At 71.0% G+C, this 20,190-nt stretch carries 18 protein-coding genes and 1 riboswitch; of the genes, 13 read left to right on the top strand and 5 right to left on the bottom strand.

Annotated elements, in window-relative coordinates; all coding sequences use genetic code 11:
• The first annotated feature begins 17 nt into the window (after window positions 1–17).
• Together R6Y94_RS16335 and R6Y94_RS16330 are read left to right on the top strand one after the other, a co-directional pair.
• Window positions 18–536 (top strand): DUF6879 family protein, encoded by a 519-nt coding sequence (locus tag R6Y94_RS16335; protein ID WP_318396714.1) that lies wholly within the window; start codon window positions 18–20, stop codon window positions 534–536.
• Window positions 537–667: 131 nt separating this feature from the next.
• Window positions 668–1,681 carry an NAD-dependent epimerase/dehydratase family protein gene (locus R6Y94_RS16330; protein WP_318396713.1) on the top strand — a complete coding sequence of 338 codons (1,014 nt, stop codon included), beginning with the start codon at window positions 668–670 and terminating at the stop codon, window positions 1,679–1,681.
• Here R6Y94_RS16330 and R6Y94_RS16325 read toward each other — a convergent pair.
• Window positions 1,662–2,960: a hypothetical protein gene (locus tag R6Y94_RS16325; protein ID WP_318396712.1), complete on the bottom strand. Its 1,299-nt coding sequence runs from the start codon at window positions 2,958–2,960 to the stop codon at window positions 1,662–1,664. The genes R6Y94_RS16330 and R6Y94_RS16325 overlap by 20 nt on opposite strands.
• Before the next feature lie 462 nt (window positions 2,961–3,422).
• On the opposite strand from R6Y94_RS16325, the gene R6Y94_RS16320 reads away from it, so the two are divergent.
• A complete protein-coding gene (locus R6Y94_RS16320) occupies window positions 3,423–3,875 on the top strand; it encodes a hypothetical protein (RefSeq protein WP_318396711.1) in 453 nt (150 codons plus the stop codon).
• A 116-nt stretch (window positions 3,876–3,991) separates the two neighbouring features.
• A complete protein-coding gene (locus R6Y94_RS16315) occupies window positions 3,992–5,263 on the top strand; it encodes a sensor histidine kinase (RefSeq protein WP_318396710.1) in 1,272 nt (423 codons plus the stop codon).
• Here the strand turns inward: R6Y94_RS16315 and R6Y94_RS16310 are convergent.
• Window positions 5,206–5,892: a response regulator gene (locus R6Y94_RS16310; RefSeq protein WP_318396709.1), complete on the bottom strand. Its 687-nt coding sequence runs from the start codon at window positions 5,890–5,892 to the stop codon at window positions 5,206–5,208. The genes R6Y94_RS16315 and R6Y94_RS16310 overlap by 58 nt on opposite strands.
• Before the next feature lie 252 nt (window positions 5,893–6,144).
• On the opposite strand from R6Y94_RS16310, the gene R6Y94_RS16305 reads away from it, so the two are divergent.
• Genes R6Y94_RS16305 through R6Y94_RS16290 form a run of 4 tightly spaced genes read left to right on the top strand, consistent with a single transcriptional unit; the run spans window position 6,145 to window position 10,428 of the window.
• A complete protein-coding gene (locus tag R6Y94_RS16305) occupies window positions 6,145–7,809 on the top strand; it encodes a PqqD family peptide modification chaperone (RefSeq protein ID WP_318396708.1) in 1,665 nt (554 codons plus the stop codon).
• Window positions 7,806–8,687 carry a S24/S26 family peptidase gene (locus R6Y94_RS16300; RefSeq protein WP_318396707.1) on the top strand — a complete coding sequence of 294 codons (882 nt, stop codon included), beginning with the start codon at window positions 7,806–7,808 and terminating at the stop codon, window positions 8,685–8,687. Before R6Y94_RS16305 ends, R6Y94_RS16300 begins: the two co-directional genes overlap by 4 nt.
• Window positions 8,684–9,619: an ABC transporter ATP-binding protein gene (locus tag R6Y94_RS16295; RefSeq protein ID WP_318396706.1), complete on the top strand. Its 936-nt coding sequence runs from the start codon at window positions 8,684–8,686 to the stop codon at window positions 9,617–9,619. The genes R6Y94_RS16300 and R6Y94_RS16295 overlap by 4 nt, the downstream gene beginning before the upstream one ends.
• A complete protein-coding gene (locus tag R6Y94_RS16290) occupies window positions 9,616–10,428 on the top strand; it encodes an ABC transporter permease (RefSeq protein WP_318396705.1) in 813 nt (270 codons plus the stop codon). The genes R6Y94_RS16295 and R6Y94_RS16290 overlap by 4 nt, the downstream gene beginning before the upstream one ends.
• A gap of 22 nt (window positions 10,429–10,450) precedes the next feature.
• Here the strand turns inward: R6Y94_RS16290 and R6Y94_RS16285 are convergent, their stop codons facing one another.
• A complete protein-coding gene (locus R6Y94_RS16285) occupies window positions 10,451–10,729 on the bottom strand; it encodes a DUF6295 family protein (RefSeq protein WP_318396704.1) in 279 nt (92 codons plus the stop codon).
• A gap of 32 nt (window positions 10,730–10,761) precedes the next feature.
• Complete coding sequence (locus tag R6Y94_RS16280; RefSeq protein ID WP_318396703.1) at window positions 10,762–11,505, bottom strand: dienelactone hydrolase family protein; 744 nt, start codon at window positions 11,503–11,505, stop codon at window positions 10,762–10,764.
• Between the two features lie 187 nt (window positions 11,506–11,692).
• A riboswitch (SAM riboswitch) is annotated at window positions 11,693–11,809 on the top strand.
• Window positions 11,810–11,822: 13 nt separating this feature from the next.
• Here R6Y94_RS16280 and thrC point away from each other — a divergent pair.
• The 3 genes from thrC to paaN all read left to right on the top strand — a co-directional run bounded on the left by thrC (window position 11,823) and on the right by paaN (window position 16,301).
• A complete protein-coding gene (gene thrC, locus R6Y94_RS16275) occupies window positions 11,823–13,118 on the top strand; it encodes a threonine synthase (protein ID WP_318396702.1) in 1,296 nt (431 codons plus the stop codon).
• Between the two features lie 428 nt (window positions 13,119–13,546).
• Window positions 13,547–14,563: a GNAT family N-acetyltransferase gene (locus R6Y94_RS16270; RefSeq protein WP_318396701.1), complete on the top strand. Its 1,017-nt coding sequence runs from the start codon at window positions 13,547–13,549 to the stop codon at window positions 14,561–14,563.
• 64 nt (window positions 14,564–14,627) lie between these two features.
• Complete coding sequence (paaN, locus tag R6Y94_RS16265) at window positions 14,628–16,301, top strand: phenylacetic acid degradation protein PaaN (protein WP_318396700.1); 1,674 nt, start codon at window positions 14,628–14,630, stop codon at window positions 16,299–16,301.
• 170 nt (window positions 16,302–16,471) lie between these two features.
• On the opposite strand, the gene R6Y94_RS16260 is transcribed toward paaN, so the two are convergent.
• A complete protein-coding gene (locus R6Y94_RS16260) occupies window positions 16,472–17,095 on the bottom strand; it encodes an N-acetyltransferase family protein (RefSeq protein WP_412102772.1) in 624 nt (207 codons plus the stop codon).
• A gap of 328 nt (window positions 17,096–17,423) precedes the next feature.
• Between R6Y94_RS16260 and R6Y94_RS16255 the strand changes: the two genes are divergently transcribed.
• Window positions 17,424–17,627, top strand: a complete 204-nt coding sequence (locus tag R6Y94_RS16255; RefSeq protein WP_123563110.1) for a cold-shock protein — start codon at window positions 17,424–17,426, stop codon at window positions 17,625–17,627.
• 878 nt (window positions 17,628–18,505) lie between these two features.
• Window positions 18,506–20,128: a chaperonin GroEL gene (gene groL / locus R6Y94_RS16250; protein ID WP_318396699.1), complete on the top strand. Its 1,623-nt coding sequence runs from the start codon at window positions 18,506–18,508 to the stop codon at window positions 20,126–20,128.
• Window positions 20,129–20,190 lie beyond the last annotated feature (62 nt).

The following is a 20,190-nucleotide window of genomic DNA, read 5'->3' as shown; positions in this document are numbered from 1 at the left end:
TTTTGAGGCAGGGGATCGTGACCTCGATCAGTGAGGGCGAGTTCGAGCGGCTGTTGGTCGGCTTCGAGCGTGAAGCCATCCATCTTGAGACGCGTGACGCCTATGGCACGGCAGTGGAGCTGCCGCACATGGCGAAGTGGGCGAACGGCGAGCCGGATGACCTGGCGTGGTTGGAAGGCTGGTGCGAGAGCCTGCGGCGGCACGTCGAGGCGGGTCGGTCGGTGCGGCGGGCGCGGATCGTGTCCGAACCGCTCAGCGACTACCAGCGCTGGTCGTGGAGCATCGCGCAGCCCATGGTGGAGGCTGGCGAGGACATCCGTTGGATACCCCGGCGACGCGTGTCGTCGGTAGCCGTGCCTGGCAACGACTACTACCTCTTCGATGACCGCCTGGCGGTCTTTCTCATCTACGCCGGCAACGGCTTGGCCGTAGATCGGGTGGCCTCTTCCCAACTTGCTGACCTGCGATTGTGTCGGTCGGCGTTCGAGGCCGTGTGGCAGTTGTCCATCCCACACCGTGACTACCAGCCCATCTAGTGCCGCAGGCCGGAGCCAGGAGGCCCAGTGAGGCAACGGCTGCCAGCGGTGCGCGGCTTCGCGAAATCCTGGACAGCGGTCGGGAGGTACCTGCCGGCGGTCGCGTGCCCCTGATCGGCATGATGGTGGGCATGCGGCTGCTGGTGCTCGGTGGGACGTGGTACGTCGGTCACGCCATCGTGAGCGCCGCCATCGAGGCGGGTTGGGAAGTGACCACGTTCAATCGAGGGACATCTGATCCGTTCCTCGAACAGGTACGAGCGGTTCGAGGAGACCGGAACCAGGTCGATGATGTGCGTGCCCTGGTCGCCGCTGGCACCTGGGACGCCGTCGTGGATACGTCCGGTTACGTGCCGCGCAACACGCTCGACGTAGCGCATGCCCTCGCGCCCGTTGCCGGCCGATACGTCTTCATGTCGACCGTGAGCGTCTATCGGGATTGGCCGATCGAGCCACTCACCGATGAGTCGGCACTCCTGGACTGTCCGCCCGATGCCGGCCAAGACTACGGCGAGGATACCGAGGATGGCCCGACGAGGTACGGCTACCAGAAGGTGGGTTGCGAGTCCGCGGCGCTCCTGGCCTTCGGTCCGGATCGGACCACGATTCTCCGTCCCGGTGTTGTGCTTGGCCCGCGCGAGTACGTCGGCCGCCTGCCGTGGTGGCTCCGCCGGGTCGCTGCCGGGGGTCGGGTACTGGCTCCCGGCTCGCCGGAGCGTGCGATTCAGCCTGTGGACGTGCGCGACCTTGCGGCGTTCGTGCTCCGGACCATCACCGACGGGGCATCTGGGACATACAACGTGACGGCGCCGATCGGCGGGACGACCTTCGGGGATCTACTCGCCGCATGCGCCGAGGTGACTGGGTCCGACGCATCGTTTTTGTGGGCCCCTGATTCCGTGTTGCTGAGCCATGGCGTCCGCCAGTGGTCGGAAATGCCGTTGTGGCGGACGTCTCCGGGTGTCTGGAACGTCGACGCTGCTAGGGCGCGAGGTGTTGGTCTTCGATGTCGGTCAATCCGTGACACGGTGTCCGACACGTGGGCATGGCTTGTGGCAGCCAGTTCAACCAGCAATCACGAGCGGGCCACAGAAATCGGCATCGGTGGCGAGAAGGAGTCCGAGATCATTTCCAGGCTTGCATAGCCAACTCCAACGGTCGAGCTGAGGCGCAGGCAAGCCACTCCGATACTCGCTCCGCCAACTGATGTGCTTCCGAATCTGCATTCCACGGTGGAACCGAAAGCAGATTGCGCACCTTCGTTAGTCGGCCGATCAGCGAGATGTTGCGCTTGTGGATTGGCAGGTCCAAGACTTCACACAGTGCGGCATGCGCCCCATTGAGGTCGCCCATGTGTAGGTGTCCGGCGGCAATGTCGATCTGGGTGCCGTTGATTTGCGAGTACGGTCGCCGAGGCACGGGTATTGCCACGTAGGACGCCAGCGCCGCGCATGCGTTTTTCGCAGCTTCAGCACCATTCCCGAGGTCGAGCCATGCCGCCGCCGCGCATGCTGCTGCCCTGGCTTCACCGAACGCGAATTCGCCGCCGACCGACTTGCTCAGATCATCGGGACTGGCCCCTATGCCGTCCTGGTCTCGCTGAGCAGCCTGTAGGACTTCCGAAACTGAAACGCCATCGCCGAGTAGGGCATACGAGCGGGAGGCTATATGGCGTAGGCGGAATCTAGGTTCGCCGGCCGGAGCCACACGCATGCCCCGCGCGTAGTAGGTCAGCGCAATATCGGGTTCGTTACGCCAGTTCGCCAAAGTCATCTGTAGGCCATAGGTCCATGCTTTCAGTGAGGCATGGCCGGCCAGGTCTGCGTACCGCGTTGAGGCCCGTGCGAGTGCTGCTGCCTCGTCCCAGCGTCCCAGATCGAAAGCCGTAGAGGCCATCAGAGAAGTTCCCTGTCCGATCACGGAGTACAGATTAGTGAGGATGCCGGGCCGCCGCGTGTGCTCCGCGAGCGATCGGGTTTCGTCTCGCAAGCGGCTGACCGCCCTGAATACGTCAAATGCGGCCATGCCGCCGGCCCGGGCGAGAAGTGTCATCTCCTCCTGTAGCGATTCGACTGATTCTCTGGGGGTGATTCCCTCGGACAAGAGAGGGTCGTTGGAGATGTTATCGGTGGCGCGGGTGACAACATCCACAGCCGCATGATCGTTCGTGGAGGTTGCCGAAGTTTTAGCGGGTTGTGAGATAGCTGCCGCGAATCTGGTTCGGGCCGCATCGGAGAGTCGTCCGAGAGCGGCCGCGAGTACATCCTGATTTGCCTGACCGGGAACAGTCTCGGGACGGCTGTGCCAGTAAGCGACAGTACGGACCGCTATTCCAAGCCATGCTGCGAAGCGTTCGTTGGTCATGTTCATCGACGCCTGGAGTGTGCTGGCCAGGCCGCCAGTCCAGCGTTCGACTTCGACCATGGCCACCTCCTCTGCCGGCCCGGGCTGCACTGGCATTGCATGTGGTTGCACTGCGCTTGCATAGGCTACTGGCCCTTGCTCGGCTTCACTGGATGCATCCACGGAACTACCTCGGGTGTCCAGAACGGGCACCACCACTTCTATCACGCCGCAGGGAGGTTGTGGTGGTTCATCCGCATCGGCTCGTCTGGCTCGTACTGAGGGAGCTGTAGGTGATGGCCGCAGTAGGCGGGGCAGCCCGTCGGCGGCGAGAAGTCGTGCATCCGCCGTGGTGCGTACCTCAGCGCTGTGAGTTCCTGGTTCCGCCTCAGTTCCAATATGGACTCCGCCTGCACAAGGGGCCGGTGCGGCTGCTTGGAGATCGGCGTGGTGGCGGCAGCGTAGCCGTGTACATGGTCGCCGCGCAGGCAGGCCCGCCCATGCTGGGGCTGCACGCGGCCGGACGATGGCGGGGATCCGGAGGTGCGCTTCTTCGGCTCGTTGACGGATGGCAGCTTGCCCGGCACCTGGACCACGTGCTGGGCGAAGCGGGATTCACGTCGCCGGGGGGAGGCGGCGATGCCCGAGTATGAGCGGAAGGGCGGAGCGGCGAGATCGGCGCTCGGCATCGCTCCCGATACCTGCCCGCTGTGGTGTCAGGGCTGCTTGTCGAGCAGCCCGAGGCACCGTAGTCGGCTGGCGACCGTCGGCAGGGAGGGTAGCGGTTGGCTGAGTGTCCAGCTTGTCGCCGATCGAGGGGCCGGTCAGGCGCCACTGTTGCAGATCGACGTCACGCGGCACGGATCCACCGAGACGGTGCTGCTCACGTTCGCACAGACGGCGCGGATGATCGGAGAGATCATCCACCTTCCGCATCCGATCGGAGCCTGGCAGCTTCGAGACGATGCGGCACCGGGGGACGAGTCAGGAAACTGACGGGTATCCCGTTCCCCGGGCAGGCTCGGGGAAGCCCTGGGCGGCGAAATCTGCCCTATAGTCGGCAGGTCGGGGCTGGGTGGCCGTCCGGTGATTCTGTGACAGGGGTGGGTTCTGTGTCGGAGCTTGCCACCCGGGTCGGGCGACCGCCCCGGCGGATGAGCCGGTTCCTCGCCGAGGCGCGACTGGGCTGGGTGGACGCCCGGCTGATGGTCACCATGCCCGGCCGGGAGCGGGCGCTGCGCTTCATCGCCGTGGTGCTGTTCTGCCAGCGGGCCAGCTACATCGTGCCGGCGCTGCTCGGCATGTCCAGCGGCGACACCCGCTACCACAGCCCCGCGCTGAACACGACGCTGCTGGTCGGCGTGGTCGGCTGGAACGTCCTGCTCGGTGCGTTCGTGTGGCGGCGGGGTTGGTTCAGCTACGGGCACGTCGTGCTGGACGTGGCGGTCATCTGCGGGCTGCTGGTCGTGGTCAACGCCAACATCCGGTCCGGCTACGAGCTGTCGGCGGCGAACTGGGCCGGCAAGTTCGCCCTCGGCTCGGCGGCGCTGGTCGGGGCGGTGCTGAGCCTGCGGGCGCTGCTCGTCGGGCTCGGGCTGCTGGTGCTGACCGCGGTGGCCGCCGCCTCGGTGCAGATCGGCGGACTGCCGCCCTGGGAGTCGGGTTTCGTCAACCACGTCAACTCCAGCCTGTGGTTCGCGCTGGTGCTGCACTTCACCCGCCGGTTCCTCTGTGCCCAGGCCAACGCCGTCGACGAGGCGACCCAGCGCCGGCTCGCGGCCGAGACGGCGACCGCAGCCGGGGCGGCCCGGTACGCCGAACGGCTGCACCACTACCGCCGGCTGCACGACACCGCGCTGGCTACGCTGACCGCGATCGCCCGGGGCGGGCTGGACCATCGCGCCGAGGACGTCCGGCGGCGCTGCGGCCGGGAGGCCGACTACATCCGGAGCCTGGTCACCGAGGACCGGGCCGAGGCGGAGAGCACCCTCGGCGCCAGCCTGGCCGAGGTGGTGGCCGACGCGACCGGGCTGGGCCTGCGGGTGCACCTGCGCTCGGGCAACGTGCCGTCCCAGCCGCCCCGGCACGTCGTACGGGCGGTCTGCGACGCGGCCCGGGAGGCGCTGAACAACGTGGCCCGGCACGCCGGTACCGGCGAGGCGTGGGTCACCGTCGACTGGTACGACGGCGTGCTCGGCGTACGGGTCGTCGACCGGGGGGTCGGGTTCGACACCGACTGCGTCAGCGGAGGTTTCGGGTTACACCGCTCGATCGCCGAGCGGATGACCGAGGTCGGCGGTGAACTGCGGCTCTTCTCCGAGCCCGGTCACGGCACGAGTGTCGAGCTGCTCTGGCCGGCGTCGTCGCCGGAGGCGGACGAGTAGCGGTGCAGCCCGTCCTCGCGGACCCGGTCGGCGAGGTCGAGTTTGGTGTACGTCGGCCGGCCCGCGTCGCCGTACTTCGCCTTGACCCGGTCCAGGTACTGCCGGGCGGTCGTCGGCTGGATGCCGACCTTGCGGGCCACCGCGGTCAGCGTCATGCCTGAGGCGTAGGCGACCAGTACCGCCCGTTCCTTGGGCGCCAGCTTGGGCCGGTCGGGCCGTTCGTCGCAGGACCAGGCGAAGGCCAGCTCGGGGGAGTGCGCCACCTCGCCCCGGGCGACCGTCCGGATCGCCTCGGCCAGGCTCGGCAGGTCGTGGTCCTTGGTGAGGTAGCCCGACGCGCCGGCCCGGATCACGTCCACGCCGTGCACCACGTGCGGCACCACACTGACCACCAGCACCGGCCGCCCGGTGGCGACGAGCCGGCGGACGTTGTCCACCGGCGAGGACCCGTCCGCCAGCAGCAGGTCGAGTACGACGACGTCGGCCCGGCCCGGTTCGGTGTCGAGGAGCTGGTCGACGGTGGCCGCCGTGCAGAGCAGCCGGAGGTCGGGAACCGAGCCGAGCCAGGCGGCCATGCCGTCCAGCAGCATCCGGTCGTCGTCGACCACGGAGACCGAGAGCGCGGACACGATAGACGGCACCTCGCCTTCCGCCGGGGAGGGTGACTCCGGAGCCTGAGACGGTGGGGTGGCAGGGGATCCGGACACTAGAGCCCCGCCGATCCGCTGTCAAGACGCAATTTTTGCTTTCTGGTACGGCCCGGTGACAGTCGGTGATCCTTTGCTGGACTCGAGTCCCGTCGGTGAGACCCGCCGCACGGACCTCGGGATACCGGGGAACCGCCCGACGGCGGCTCCCCCCGGCTGGACGGGGGAGTGCTCATGCGACTGTCGGCGGTCTGGAGTTCCCTGGTCGTCCCGGACGACCTCGGCTACTTCCGCTGCCGGGGCCGGTATCTGGTGGAGAATCCGGACCTGGCCGCCTGGGCGGTGCTCACCGAGGAGGAACTCGGGCTGCTGCGGGCGCTCGCCGACGGCGCCGCCCCACCGTCCGGATCCGGCGGGCCGGGTGAGTTGCACCGTCTCGAACGCCAACTCGCCACCCTGGTGCTGAACTGGCTGGTCTACCTGCCAGGCCGGGTACCCCGGGTCCGGCCGGCCGAGCCGAGGCTGAGGGCGGTCCGCTACGCCATCACCGACGGCTGCCACCCGCCCTGCCGGGAGCGCTCCGGCTCCTGCGCCCACCGGCTCCCCGGTGAGCTGGAGCCGGCGGAGTCCCTCGACCTGGTGGACCAGATCGCCGAGCTGGGCGCGGAACTGCTGATCCTGACCGGCGGCGAACCGATGCTGCGGCACGATCTCTTCGACGTGGCCGACCTTGCCCGCAGTCGGGGGCTGCGGGTCAACCTGGTCACCACCGGCAGCCGGATCCGGGACGCCGGCACCGCCCGGCGGATCGCCGACACCTTCGCCAGCATCACCGTCAGCCTGGACGGCGGCGGCCACGAGCTGCCCGGTACGACCCGGGGCGAGGGCGCGCTCGCCCAGACCGTACGCGGGCTGGCCCTGCTGAACGCGGCCGGTGTCAAGCCGGCGATCGACCACGTGGTGTCGCCGGAGAACATCGCCGCGCTGGACGACCTGATGGCGTTCCTGGACGGCATCGAGTTCAGCCGGGTCCGGATGATGAGCCACACCGCCGTCGACCGGGGCGGCTCGGACGGTCCCCACCTGGGCTGGGAACACCTCGGCGGGGAGTACCAGCTCGCGGCGCGGCGGTCCGGCTGGACGAGTCCGGTGGCCCGGAAGGTCCTCAGCCAGGGCCCGACGGCACACTCCTCGTGCCCCGTCCAGGCCGACTGCGGGCTCCGCGGCATCGACCTCCACGTCGACCCGCGCGGCGACGTCTATCCCCGCGAGTCGGTCCCCGGCCCGCCGCACCCGGCCGGCAACCTGCGGAGCAGGCCGTTGCACGAGATGTTCGCCCCACCCGTCCTCGCCGACCCGTCGGACGATCCGTCGCCGGACGACGTCGCCGAGGGCGGGGAGCCGGCCGACTGCCGGCGCTGCCACCTGCACCGGCTCCCGCCGCGCGGGGGGACGGGATTGCGCGACGAACCCCGGGCCGGTCCGGGACGGCTCGGCGCGCCCGGCGTACGACGACCGGCACGCCCGGACTCCGCCGTCCGGCGGATGCCGGTCGCCTCCACTGCTGACCACCGGACCGGGAGGTGTCGCGTGACGGTCGGAATCAACTCCGGGATCGTCTGGGTCGACGACGACGAGGAGGTCCGGCTCTACAACCCGGACGACGGGGATTTCCAGACGTTCAACGCGAGCGGCGCGCGGATCTGGCGTCGGCTCGCCGCCGGCAGCGCCGTGGAGACCGTCGTGCGTGACCTGGCCGACGCGTTCGGCGGCGACGGCGGCCGGGAACGCGAGGCCGTCGCCCGGGACGTCCGCGAGTTCGTCGCGCTGCTGTACGCCCGGGACCTGCTCCGGACGGCCGAGCCGTCCGGACCGGCCGGTGTGGAGGGCGACCGGTGAGCGGCAGCGGCTTCGCCGACCTGGTACGCGCGACCCTCGCCGCCGGGGGACTGGCCCGGGTACCGGTCACCGACTCCGGCATGCTGCCGGTGCTCTCCGGCGGCCCCGTCGTGGTCGAGCCGGTCGAGTTCGACCAGATCCGCCCCGGCGAGGTGGTCGCGTACCAGCACGGCGACGGGATCGTGGTGCACCGGGTGGTGGCCCGGCTGCCGGAGCACCTGCTGACGGCCGGCGACAACCTGCCGCTGTACGACCCGCCGGTGCCCCGGGCGGCACTGCTCGGCCGGGTGCCGCAGGTCGCCGCCCGGATCCCGGGTGCCCCGGCCGTCGGCTGGCCGCCGCTCCCGCTGCCGGACGGCGTCACGCTCTGGCTGGTCGGCGCGGCGGCCCGGGCCGTACCGGAGACCGACCACCAGCTTCCGGTGCCGGGGAGCCGCCGTCCGGAGGCCCTGGTCCGGGTACGCCACCTCGCCGCCGGCTCCGCCCTGCCGGACCGGGTACGCCGAGCGCTGGACGCCCTCGACGTGCTGGGCGGGGTGACCGTGGGCATCTCCCCGGCCGCGGTACGCCCGGTCGACGACCTGCGTGCCGGACTGGCCGGCCCGAGCCGCCCGGCGCAGCGGCTCGACATCGTGCTCGGCTGCCGGTTCGGCTCGCCGGCCCTGTCCGGCACCGGCGGTGGGGGCGCCATCGCGCCGGTGGCCGGGCCCGGCGACGCCCAGCCGGTCATCGCCCCGGACGACGTCGACCACCACCTGCGGACCGGCCCGCCACTGCGGGAGACCGGTCCGGAGAGCGAGATCCGGATCATCCTCGCCACGCTGGGCGTACCCCCGTTGCCGGGATCCCCGGAGCCGGCGCTCCCCGGTGCACCGTGACCCCGGCGATCGCCGCGACCGACCTGGTCAAGGTGTATCCCGGCGCCACCCCGGCGGTCGACGGGCTGACCTTCGACGTCCCGCCCGGCCAGGCGGTCGGGCTGCTCGGCCCGGCCGGCGCCGGCAAGACCACCCTGCTCAAACTGGTCTGCGGCGCCTGCCCGGCCAGCTCAGGTCGGATCCTGGTGCACGGCCGCCAGCCCGACGCCGGCACGCGCCGGGACGTGGCGGTGGTGCACCAGTCCGGGCCGTTCGACCTGATGTTGACGGTCCGGGACAACCTGCGGATCGCCGCCGCGTTCCGGGGTCTGCCCTGGCGCCGCGCCCTTTCCCGGGCCGGCGACCTGCTCGGCGCCTTCGAGCTGACCGGCAGCGAGGACCAGCTCGTGCACACCCTCTCCGCCGGGCAGCGGCGCCGGCTCCAGCTCGTGCGGGCGCTGCTCCGGGTGCCGAGAGTCCTGCTGCTGGACGAGCCGTCGGCGGGTCTGGACGTCGAGGGCCGGCGTCGGGTCTGGGCCGCCCTGAACGAGCTGCGCCGGCAGCACGAGCTGACCATCGTGCTGACCAGCCACAACCTCGACGAGGTGGAGCGCAACACCGAACGGGTGCTGGTGCTGTGCCGGGGCCGGATGATCCGGGACGGCGCCCCGGCGGACCTGCGGGACGAACGCGGCGAGGCGCGGGCGGTGCTGCGGAGCGGATCGGTGGACGGCTGGCCGGCGATCGCCGCCGGGGCGCTCCGGCTGGGCCTGGCGGCGGCGCGCAGCGGCAACGAGATCGTGCTGACCGGGCCGGACCTGCGGCGGCGGCTGCCCCGGCTGCTCGCCGGACTGGCCGACCAGAAGATCCCGGTCGACAGTGTGGAGCTGGCCACGGCCTCGCTGGAGGAAGCCTTCGTGGCCCTGACCCGATCGGAGCTGACCACCCGGTGAACCTGTCCGACCTGGCCGACGACGACACCGCCGCGCCGCCCTGGCACGGCTCCGGATTCACCGCGACGCTGCGGCGGGAGTGGCTGCTGCTCACCCGCAACCGCAGCAACCTGCTGCTCGCGGTGGTGCCGACCGCCGGCTACATCGCACTCGTCGCCACCTCGCTCGCCGACCTGATCGGTACGGTGACCTACCGGGGCGAGCCGGTCGGCTACCCCGACTTCGTGGTACCCGCGCTGATGTTCGCCGCGCTGCTGGCCGCCGCCACCACCTCGGGTACCGCGCTCGTCCAGGAGCGGGCGCACGGGATGGCGCTGGAACTGTGGTCGTACCCGCTCACCCGCTGGCAGTACGTCGCCGGCAAGCTGCTCGCCGGCTCCGCCCTGGTGTTCGTCCAGACGGTCGCGGCGCTGGCGGCCTCGGCGGCGCTGTTCCGGGGTCGCTGGCCGGCGGACCGCTGGGCCGCGCTGCTCTGCGGAGCGCTGCTCGCCGCGCTGGCGTTCAACGCGCTCTGTCTGCTGCTCGCCACCGTGGTGCGGGACTCCCAGCGGTTCACCGTGCTGGTGAACGTGCTGGCCCCGCTGCTGCTCTTCGCCAGCCCGTCGTTCTACCCGATCGAGAACCTCGGTACGGTGCAGCGGATCCTCGCGGACGTCAACCCGGTCAGCTACGGCGTCACCGCGCTCCGGGAGGCGCTGCTGCGCGGGTTCCCCGGCGCCTGGCCGTATTTCCTGCTGCTCGGGGTGGTCGGCGTCGTCGCCGTGGCGGGGGTCGGTCGGGCCCTGGCGCGGCAGTCCCGGGCGCTCTGAACCGACCCGGCCAGGCTCGCGGTCAGACCTTCTGGTCGCGGCTGGCCAGCCCGGCCGGTGCGGCCGCCAGGGCCGCCTGGATCGCCTCGACCAGGGCGAGCGCGGACTCCTCGGTCAGCTCGACCGCGACCCGGGCGCCCGGACCGGCGGCCGGGTTCAGAAAGTCGATGTTGAGGGTGTGTGCGTACGGGGCGTGCGTCGGATGGTCCACGTAGACGCAGGTGTGGCTGACCGGGAACCAGCCGTCGGCACCCTTGCCGCTGCCGTCGACCTCGCGTTTCACCGTGACGTACGTGCACATGCCGGCCTCCTCTGGCTCGGGGCGGAACGGGGTCAGGCGCCGAGGTGGCGGTCGAAGAAGTCCCGGACCCGCTGCCAGCCCTCGGTGGCGGCCAGCGGCCGGTAGCCGGGCCGGTCGACGGCGAAGAAGCCGTGCCCGGCGTCGGCGAAGGTGTGGAACTCGTGCGGCTTGCCGAGCCGGGTCAGCTCCCTGGACAGCTCGTCCGTCTGGGCCGGCGACGGGTACTGGTCCTCGGCGCCGAAGAGACCGAGCAGCGGGCAGGAGAGCTTGCCGGCCTGGTCGAGCAGCGGCTTCACCGCCAGCGGGAAGCTCTCCGGCGGGTCGCCGACCACGAACGCGCCGTAGCAGTCGACGGCGGCGTCCAGCGGCAGCCGGGTGGCGGCCAGGAACGCCTGCCGGCCACCGGAGCAGTACCCGATCACCCCGACCCTGCCGTTCGAGCCCGGCAACCCGCGCAGGTGCTCGGCCGCGCCGCCGACGTCGCCGACCAGCCGGTCGTCGGGTACGCCGCCGGCGGCCCGTGCGGTGGCCGCCGCGTCGTCCGGGCTCGCCCCCGGCGCCTCCCGGGAGTAGAGGTTGGGGCAGATCGCCGCGTACCCGTAGCTGGCCAGCCGGCGGGTGATCTCCTTGGTCGCCTCGTCGTAGCCGGGCATGTGGTGGATCACCACCACCCCGCCGCGCGGGGCGGATCCGAGGGGCTGGGCCAGGTACGCCTCGATCTCGTCACCGCCCGCCCCGATGATCCGGACCGTTCCGGCCTGCATCGCGTCCTGCAACGTCGCGCTCCCGTCCTGCTCGGCCGGTCTGTGACCGCCGGTCGTACCGAAGTTCCATTAGCCTGGAACAACTATTTCAGCCGGCGGTCGGTGCCGGCCCGGCGCCCCGCTGCGGGATCTTGCTCACACCGGGAAGAGACCCAGGACAGTGGCTTCCGGTGCCCGTAGACTGACGGCACAACTTCATACCTCATCCAGAGGGGCTGAGGGATACGGCCCGATGACGCCCCGGCAACCACTCCACGGCGGAGCAGGTGCCAAATCCGTCCCCGCCGCGCGGTGCGGCGCCAGGGAAAGATGAGAGGACGGCAATCGCCATGACGTCGATCATCGACGCGACCCCCAGCCAGACCAGCCAGGTGGCCCCCAACCCGGCCCGCGTCCTCGTCTGTCGCGGCTGTGGCACCGAATACCCGCTGGTCGCCCAGCACGCCTGCTACGAGTGTTTCGGCCCGCTGGAGGTCGGCTACGACGCCGCGACCCTGGCCCGGGTCACCCGGGCCGACATCGAGGCCGGCCCGAAGAACCTCTGGCGGTACGCCGCCCTGCTGCCGACCGGTCAGGACCCGACTACCCGGGTCACCCTCGACCCGGGGCTGACCCCGCTGGTCCCGGCCGCCGGCCTCGCCGCCGAGCTGGGCATCCGGGCGCCGCTCTGGGTCAAGGACGACAGCGCCAACCCCACCCACTCGTTCAAGGACCGGGTGGTGTCGGTGGCGCTGACCGCCGCCCGTGGCCTCGGCTTCACCCGGTTCGGCTGCGCCTCGACCGGCAACCTGGCGAACTCGGTCGCCGCGCACGCGGCCCGGGCCGGGGTGCCGTCGATCGTCTTCATCCCCGGCGACCTGGAGCAGGGCAAGGTGGTGACCACCGCCGTCTACGGCGGCGACGTGGTCGCCATCGACGGCTCGTACGACGACGTCAACCGGCTCTGCGGCGAGCTGGTCGAGACCGACGAGTTCGAGGACACCGCGTTCGTCAACGTGAACGTCCGGCCGTACTACGCCGAGGGGTCCAAGACGCTGGGCTACGAGGTCGCCGAGCAGCTCGGGTGGCGGATCCCCGAACAGGTGGTCATCCCGATGGCCAGCGGCGAGCTGCTGACCAAGATCGACAAGGCGTTCAGCGAGCTGGTCGAGATCGGACTCGTCGAGGCGCCGGCCAACGGCTGGAAGGTCTTCGGCGCCCAGTCGGCCGGCTGCAACCCGATCGCCGTCGCACTGCACGCCGACACCGACGTGATCACCCCGGTTCGGCCGACCGGGATCGCGAAGTCGCTCAACATCGGTGATCCGGCCGCCGGGCTCTACGCCCTGGAGGCGGTCCGCCGCACCGGCGGCTGGATGGACTACGCCGACGACGACGAGATCCGTGCCGCCATCCGGCAGTTGGCCCGTACCACCGGAGTCTTCGCGGAGACCGCCGGCGGGGTGACGGTGGCGGTGCTCGGCAAGCTGGTGGCGAGCGGCCGGCTGGACCCGGACGCCGAGACGGTCGTCTACAACACCGGCGAGGGCCTCAAGACACTGGACGCGGTGGCGGCGCAGGTCGGTCCGACGTACCGGGTCAAGCCGTCGCTGCGGGCGGCCCGTGACGCCGGCCTGCTCGGCTGAATTTCCGGAAGAATTTTTTCGCCATCTGCCGGGCCTGCCCGGGCAGATGCACGTGCAACTTGCAGGTGAGATCGTTCAGGTCCGCCGGACGAGTGGTGGACCCGGTGGTATGAATGCGGTGCGTAGCTGCTGTTTTGCCGCCCGTGACGAAAACACGCGGAAGAGGGCTTGACGCCTGCATCTGCACGTCGCAAGATGCTCCGTGCGGGAGGACGCACCGCCGTAGACTTTCAAAGCTCTTACGACCCGACGCCGGAGGCGTTGTGCGGGCGTCCTCCCGACCAAACTCTCTCTCCCGACCAAACTCTCTCTCCCGGCCGGGCTGCCGCAATCGCCCGCCCATTGGCTCAACGCGGATCCATCGACCCGGGTGACGGTTCGCCGATATTCGGTCGCGCCCCGTTCGTGCAACCGGCACCCTCCAGGGCATGGACATCGTCGTCACTGCACTGGAGGTCGCCGACGTCGCCGCCACCGAGCGGGCGTACGAGATCGAGTCCGCCGCCCGGTCGGCCGACCAGCCCGACATGCCGAGGCTGCCCCGGCAGCGCTTCTTCGCCGGGCTCCGACGCCCCTGGCCGGGTGACGACAACCGGCACGCGCTGGGCTATCTCGACGGGGTGGCCGTGGGCTACCTGACGGTCTCGCTGCCGCAGCGGGAAAACCTGGAAAACGCCGGGCTGGTGCTCGCCGTCCATCCGGAGTACCGCCGCCGGGGCGTCGGCCGGGCCCTCTACGAGTACGCGGTGCGGGTGGCCCGGGACGAGGGCCGCAAGCGGATCATCGGCGAGGTGGCGAACATGAGCCCGGAGGCCGCCCCGACGATGCCGGGCGACGCCTTCGCCGCCGCGATGGGTGCCAAGCCGGCGCTGGCCGACGTACGCCGCCGGCTCGACCTGACCACCCTCGACGAGCCGGCACTCGACCGACTGCTGACCGAGGGCCTGGCCCGGGCCGAGGGCTACTCGATCGTGCGCTGGCAGGGCGCCACCCCCGACGAGTACGCCGAGGACGTCGCCTACCTGGACAGCCGCCTGGTCGGCGACGCGCCGATCGGCGACCTCACCTGGGAGGCGGCCAGGCCGGAGGTGGCCCGGCTACGCGAGATGGAGCAGACGCACCACGAGCGTGGCCAGTACTGGTACAACAGCGGCGCCCGGCACGACGCGACCGGCCGGTTGGTGGCCTGGACCGGGATCGGCATGAGCGCCGGCTGCGACTGGCACGCGTTCCAGCAGATCACCCTGGTCGAGCCGGCGCACCGGGGGCACCGCCTCGGCACGGTGATCAAGGTCGACAACCTGCGGCACATCCGGGCGTACGAGCCGGCGCTGCGGTTCATCGACACCTTCAACGCCGCGTCGAACGACTACATGATCTCGATCAACGAGGCGCTGGGATTCCGCGCGGTCGCCGGGCTCAACACCTGGCAGGCGCCCCTCTGACCAGCGGCGTCCACCCCCGCGGCGGAGGCTGGGACGGGCCGGCCCGGTGCGGCATGATGGCGGGATGACGGAGACCCCGCACCCCTTCTTCGCCCGGCACACCGACACCCTGGAACGGGCACTCACCGCGATCGCCGAACGCTCCTACTGGTCCGCCTACCCCGAGTCACCCAGCCCCCGCGTCTACGGCGAGACCGCCGCCGCCGAGGGCGAGGCGGCGTTCCGGGCGTACCTGGGCGGCAAGTTCCCGCTCGACCAGCCCGGCACCGGTGACTGGGTGGCCACCGAGGCCAGCCCGTTCGGCATCGACCTCGGGGTGAGCTACCCGCACGCCGACCCGGAGGTGCTGCTGGCCGCCGCCGCGACCGCACTGCCGGCCTGGCGGGACGCGGGCCCGCAGACCCGGGTCGGGGTCTGCCTGGAGATCCTCGCCCGGCTGCACGCCCACATCTTCGAGCTGGCCAACGCGGTGCACGCCACCAGCGGGCAGGCGTTCGTGATGGCGTTCCAGGCCGGTGGCGCGCACGCGCTGGACCGGGCACTCGAAGCGCTCGCCTACGCGTACCGGGAGATGACCCGGCACCCGGCGACGGCGGCCTGGGAGAAGCCGGCCGGCAAGGGCGACCCGCTGCGGATGACCAAGAACTTCCACGTGGTGCCGCGTGGCGTGGCGCTGGCGATCGGCTGCAACACCTTCCCGACCTGGAACACCTACCCCGGACTCTTCGCCTCGCTGGTCACCGGCAACCCGGTGGTGGTCAAGCCGCACCCCCGGGCCGTGCTGCCGCTCGCCGTCACCGTCCGGTACGCCCGTGAGGTGCTGGCCGAGGCCGGCTTCGACCCGAACCTGATGCTGCTCGCCGCCGAGGCGCCCGGCGAGAAGCTCGCCTCCACCCTGGCGCTCCGCCCCGAGGTGAGGATCGTCGACTTCACCGGCTCCACCGAGTACGGCGACTGGCTGGAGGCGAACGCCCGGCAGGCCGCCGTCTACACCGAGAAGGCCGGGGTCAACGCCATCGTGGTCGACTCGACCGACGACTTCGCCGGGATGTGCCGCAACATCGGCTTCTCGCTGACCCTCTACAGCGGGCAGATGTGCACCACCCCGCAGAACATCCTGGTGCCGGGTGACGGGATCGAAACCGACCAGGGGCACAAGAGCGTCGACGAGGTCGCCGCCGGCATCGCCGGGGCGGTCGGCAGACTCACCGGCGACCCGGCCCGCGCGGTCGAGCTGATCGGCGCGATCGTCAACGACGGCGTGCTGGCCCGGCTCGACGAGGTCGCCGGGATCGGCGAGCCGGTACTCCCGTCCCGCCCGGTCGAGCACCCGAACTACCCGGGCGCGGTGGTCCGTACCCCGCTGATCGCGAAGCTCGGCGCCGACGAGTCCGGCACGTACGGGCGGGAGTGGTTCGGGCCGATCTCGTTCGTGATCGCCACCGACTCGACCCCGCACAGCCTGGCGATCCTGCGACAGACCGTCGGTGAGCGCGGCGCGCTGACCGCCGCGGTCTACTCGACGGACCCCGCCGTGCTGGACGCGGCCGAGAACGCGGCGATCGAGACCGGGGTGCATCTCTCCTGCAACCTCACCGGCGGGGTCTTCGTCAACCAGTCGGCGGCGTTCTCGGACTTCCACGGCAGCGGCGCCAACCCGGCGGCGAACGCCGCGCTGACCGACGGCGCATACGTCGCCAACCGGTTCCGGGTGGTCCAGGCCCGCCGGCACAGCTGACCCGGCCGCCGAAGGGGCTCCTCCGCGCTGGTCGGGGCCCCTTCCGCCGTCATGCCGAAGACGCGCATCGGACGGCTCCCCCGGCGGGCGGGGTGACGCTCTGGGCGGAGCTGGACGGTTCGGCTCGTCGACCGGCGTCGAGACGCCGGCCGGGCGAAGAACGCCGGAGATCAGGCGGTCCGGCGCATCTGTAGTTCGCGGAGCGTCGGGACGGTCGGGTGTGCCACCCGCACCCCGGTGTCGACGAAGCCCAACCGCTCGTACGCCCGTAGCGCCCGGTCGTTGCCGACCACCACTTCCAGCAGCAGCTCCGGCCGGGCGACCGCCCTGGACCAGTCGGCCACCGCCTCGACCAGGGTGGCCAGCAGACCACTGCCCCGCCAGGCCGGGGTGAGGTAGACGGCGAAGACGACGGTGACGCCCGGCTGACCGGGTGCCGCCTGGCCACCGGCGTGCCCGACGACCCGGCCGCCGACCTCGGCGACGAACGCCGCCGTCCGGGGCCCGGTCGACATCCCGGCGATCCGGGCCGCGAACTCGGCGTGCGGTCGGGCCGCCGCGTCGGCGAGGGTCTCCAGGAAGGCCAGCGGGGAGTCCGCGAGCATCTCCAGGCGGATCGCCCGGACCCGGGCGGCGTCGGCGGGCCGTACCCGGCGGACCGTCGGTAGCTCGGCGCTCGGCCGAAGACCGGAATCGGCCGTACCGGCGGCCCGGTCCGGCGTGACTGACCCGGGTCGGTCGGAGGAGTGCGCGGACTCCGGCTCGGCGGCGGTCTGCGGGATGGAAGCCGGCACGTCCGCCATGGTCGCACGCCGTACGGCGCCCAGTTTCGGCGGGTAACGGAGCCGCCGACGGTTTCGGTGCGGGCCGGTTGAGCTGGGCAGCGACGGTCGCCAATGGGTGAGAGGCGGGAAAGGGTCGCCCGGTTGTCTGCTCGGTGACCGTTTTGGCCTAGTGCGCCGCCGCCCGACCTTGGTGTACGGTGCGGGTTCGGCCGCTCGATTCGTTGGCTCCCCAATTACATGATCCATTTTGGGGAAAGGCGACTCGGCGGTCCCGGCAGGCATACGGCGTCGCCGGAGCTCGGGCAGCTCCGACGCGACCGAAGTAAGGAAGTGCACCGTGGCGCAGGGCACCGTGAAGTGGTTCAACAGCGAAAAGGGCTACGGCTTCATCGCGGTCGATGGCGGGCAGGACGTCTTCGTCCACTTCTCCGCGATCCAGATGGACGGCTACAAGGCGCTTGACGACGGTCAGCGCGTCGAGTTCGAGATCGCCCAGGGGCAGAAGGGCCCGCAGGCGGAAAAGGTCCGGGTCATCGCCTGAGCTGCCGGGCCGTCGGCCCGCCGCTCTCGGGCTCGTTTCCCGTACCGCTGCCACCCGGCCGCCGGTAAGCCGCCGGTCGGGACCGTTGCCGGCCCAGTCCGGACTTCCGCCGTTTCGACACTCCGCAACGACGGCGGTCTGCGGTTGGCCGGGTCGCCGTGCCATGTCGTTGGCGTGTCCGGCGGATCGGTGTGACGGTGATTCCCGTGCTCGTGCCGGTCCTCCGGTGGGTCTCGACGCGTCTTCCGTCCGACGGGTCTCTCGGACTGTCCGCACGGATCCGGGCCGTTGCGGTATGGCCTCGGTAACGCGCCCGCTGTCCTGATCAGGTGGCGCTGACCGGCCCTTGGTCGGGCTTTCCCGAATTGCGACAACCGCGCATTCCGGCCCCCTTTGCAGGCGCCGGGGCCGCGTACTCGGCGGGCGTGGCGATGCGGATCTGCCGGCGCTTCTCGACTCCCGGCCCGGATCTGACACCGCTGGTTCGGCCGCCGTTGCGCTCCCGTTCGGGTGCTGGTCGCCCCAGCCCGCTCCGGCCGCCGCCGGCCGGTCCCGATGCCCGGTTGGACCGGCCCACTCGCTTGCACTCGGCAGGGGAGAGTGCTAAACAAGTGTTTGGCACTCGCATACCGTGAGTGCCAAGGTCGGGGCGGTAGGGCCACGGTCGCGGGTGCGCGGCACATGGCCGGTCGTCGCGGGCTGTCCGGCCCGGCCGGCGGACGTCACTGTCGCACAGCGCGACGGAGCAGAGCAGGCACCCACGGGTGTCGGCGGCCCCGTCCGCCAGTGCCGTAGTGACGTCCGAAGGTGCGTAATCAGGCGGCAGGTCGGGGTCGACAGGCTCCGGCGGCCGTGAGTGTCCAGGAGGACAACGCCGTATGGCCAAGATGATCGCGTTCGACGAGGAGGCGCGCCGCGGCCTTGAGCGGGGCATGAACACCCTCGCCGACGCCGTAAAGGTGACGCTGGGCCCGAAGGGCCGCAACGTCGTGCTCGAGAAGAAGTGGGGCGCTCCCACCATCACCAACGATGGTGTGAGCATCGCCAAGGAGATCGAGCTCGAGGACCCGTACGAGAAGATCGGTGCGGAGCTGGTCAAGGAGGTCGCCAAGAAGACCGACGACGTCGCCGGTGACGGCACGACGACGGCGACCGTCCTCGCCCAGGCGCTGGTCCGTGAGGGCCTGCGCAACGTCGCGGCCGGTGCCAACCCGATGGCCCTGAAGCGGGGCATCGAGGCCGCCGTCGCGAACGTCTCGGAGGAGCTGAGCAAGCTCGCCAAGGACGTCGAGACCAAGGAGCAGATCGCCTCCACCGCCTCCATCTCCGCCGGTGACGCCAGCGTCGGCGAGATCATCGCCGAGGCGATGGACAAGGTCGGCAAGGAAGGCGTCATCACCGTCGAGGAGAGCAACACCTTCGGGCTCGAGCTGGAGCTGACCGAGGGCATGCGCTTCGACAAGGGCTACATCTCGGGGTACTTCATGACCGACCCCGACCGGATGGAGGCCGTGCTCGACGACCCGTACATCCTGATCGTCAACAGCAAGATCTCGACGGTCAAGGACCTGCTGCCGATCCTCGAGAAGGTCATGCAGTCGGGCAAGCCGCTGGCCATCATCGCCGAGGACGTCGAGGGCGAGGCCCTCGCGACCCTGGTGGTCAACAAGGTCCGGGGCACCTTCAAGTCCGTCGCCGTCAAGGCGCCGGGCTTCGGTGACCGCCGCAAGGCCATGCTGGGCGACATCGCCATCCTGACCGGCGGGCAGCCGATCAGCGAGGAGGTCGGCCTCAAGCTGGACGCCGTCGGCCTCGACATGCTGGGCCGGGCCCGCAAGGTCGTGGTGACCAAGGACGAGACCACCATCGTCGACGGTGCCGGCGACGCCGACCAGATCAACGGCCGGGTCAACCAGATCCGCGCCGAGATCGAGAAGAGCGACTCCGACTACGACCGTGAGAAGCTGCAGGAGCGCCTGGCCAAGCTGGCCGGCGGTGTTGCGGTGATCAAGGTCGGCGCGGCCACCGAGGTCGAGCTGAAGGAGCGCAAGCACCGCATCGAGGACGCGGTGCGCAACGCGAAGGCCGCCGTCGAGGAGGGCATCGTCCCCGGTGGTGGTGTCGCGCTGGTCCAGGCCGGCAAGACCGCCTTCGACAAGCTGGACCTGGCCGGCGACGAGGCGACCGGCGCGCAGATCGTCAAGATCGCGCTGGACGCCCCGCTGCGGCAGATCGCCGTCAACGCCGGCCTCGAGGGCGGCGTCGTGGTCGAGAAGGTCCGCAACCTGGAGGCCGGGCACGGCCTCAACGCGGCCAACGGTGAGTACGTCGACCTGCTCCAGGCCGGCATCATCGACCCGGCCAAGGTGACCCGTTCGGCGCTGCAGAACGCGTCGTCGATCGCGGCCCTGTTCCTGACCACCGAGGCTGTGGTGGCGGACAAGCCGGAGAAGACCCCGGCTGCCCCGGCTGCGCCGGGCGGCGGGGACATGGACTTCTGAGTCCAGGCTCCACGTCGTGGGGGCGGGGCCCGGCAGCCGCCCCCCCCCTCCGCAAGTCGGCA

This window comes from Plantactinospora sp. KLBMP9567, from assembly GCF_033446045.1.
Taxonomy (GTDB): domain Bacteria; phylum Actinomycetota; class Actinomycetes; order Mycobacteriales; family Micromonosporaceae; genus Plantactinospora.
This window is presented reverse-complemented; position numbering and strand designations above follow the sequence as displayed.

What these genes read in the sequence shown, in the direction of transcription:
- R6Y94_RS16285 (WP_318396704.1), bottom strand. Translation starts at nt 10,729, where the DNA reads ATGTGCACGTACGTCACGGTGAAACGCGAGGTCGACGGCAGCGGCAAG.
- R6Y94_RS16305 (WP_318396708.1), top strand. Translation starts at nt 6,145, where the DNA reads ATGCGACTGTCGGCGGTCTGGAGTTCCCTGGTCGTCCCGGACGACCTC.
- paaN (WP_318396700.1), top strand. Translation starts at nt 14,628, where the DNA reads ATGACGGAGACCCCGCACCCCTTCTTCGCCCGGCACACCGACACCCTG.
- R6Y94_RS16330 (WP_318396713.1), top strand. Translation starts at nt 668, where the DNA reads ATGCGGCTGCTGGTGCTCGGTGGGACGTGGTACGTCGGTCACGCCATC.
- thrC (WP_318396702.1), top strand. Translation starts at nt 11,823, where the DNA reads ATGACGTCGATCATCGACGCGACCCCCAGCCAGACCAGCCAGGTGGCC.
- groL (WP_318396699.1), top strand. Translation starts at nt 18,506, where the DNA reads ATGGCCAAGATGATCGCGTTCGACGAGGAGGCGCGCCGCGGCCTTGAG.
- R6Y94_RS16270 (WP_318396701.1), top strand. Translation starts at nt 13,547, where the DNA reads ATGGACATCGTCGTCACTGCACTGGAGGTCGCCGACGTCGCCGCCACC.
- R6Y94_RS16325 (WP_318396712.1), bottom strand. Translation starts at nt 2,960, where the DNA reads ATGGTCGAAGTCGAACGCTGGACTGGCGGCCTGGCCAGCACACTCCAG.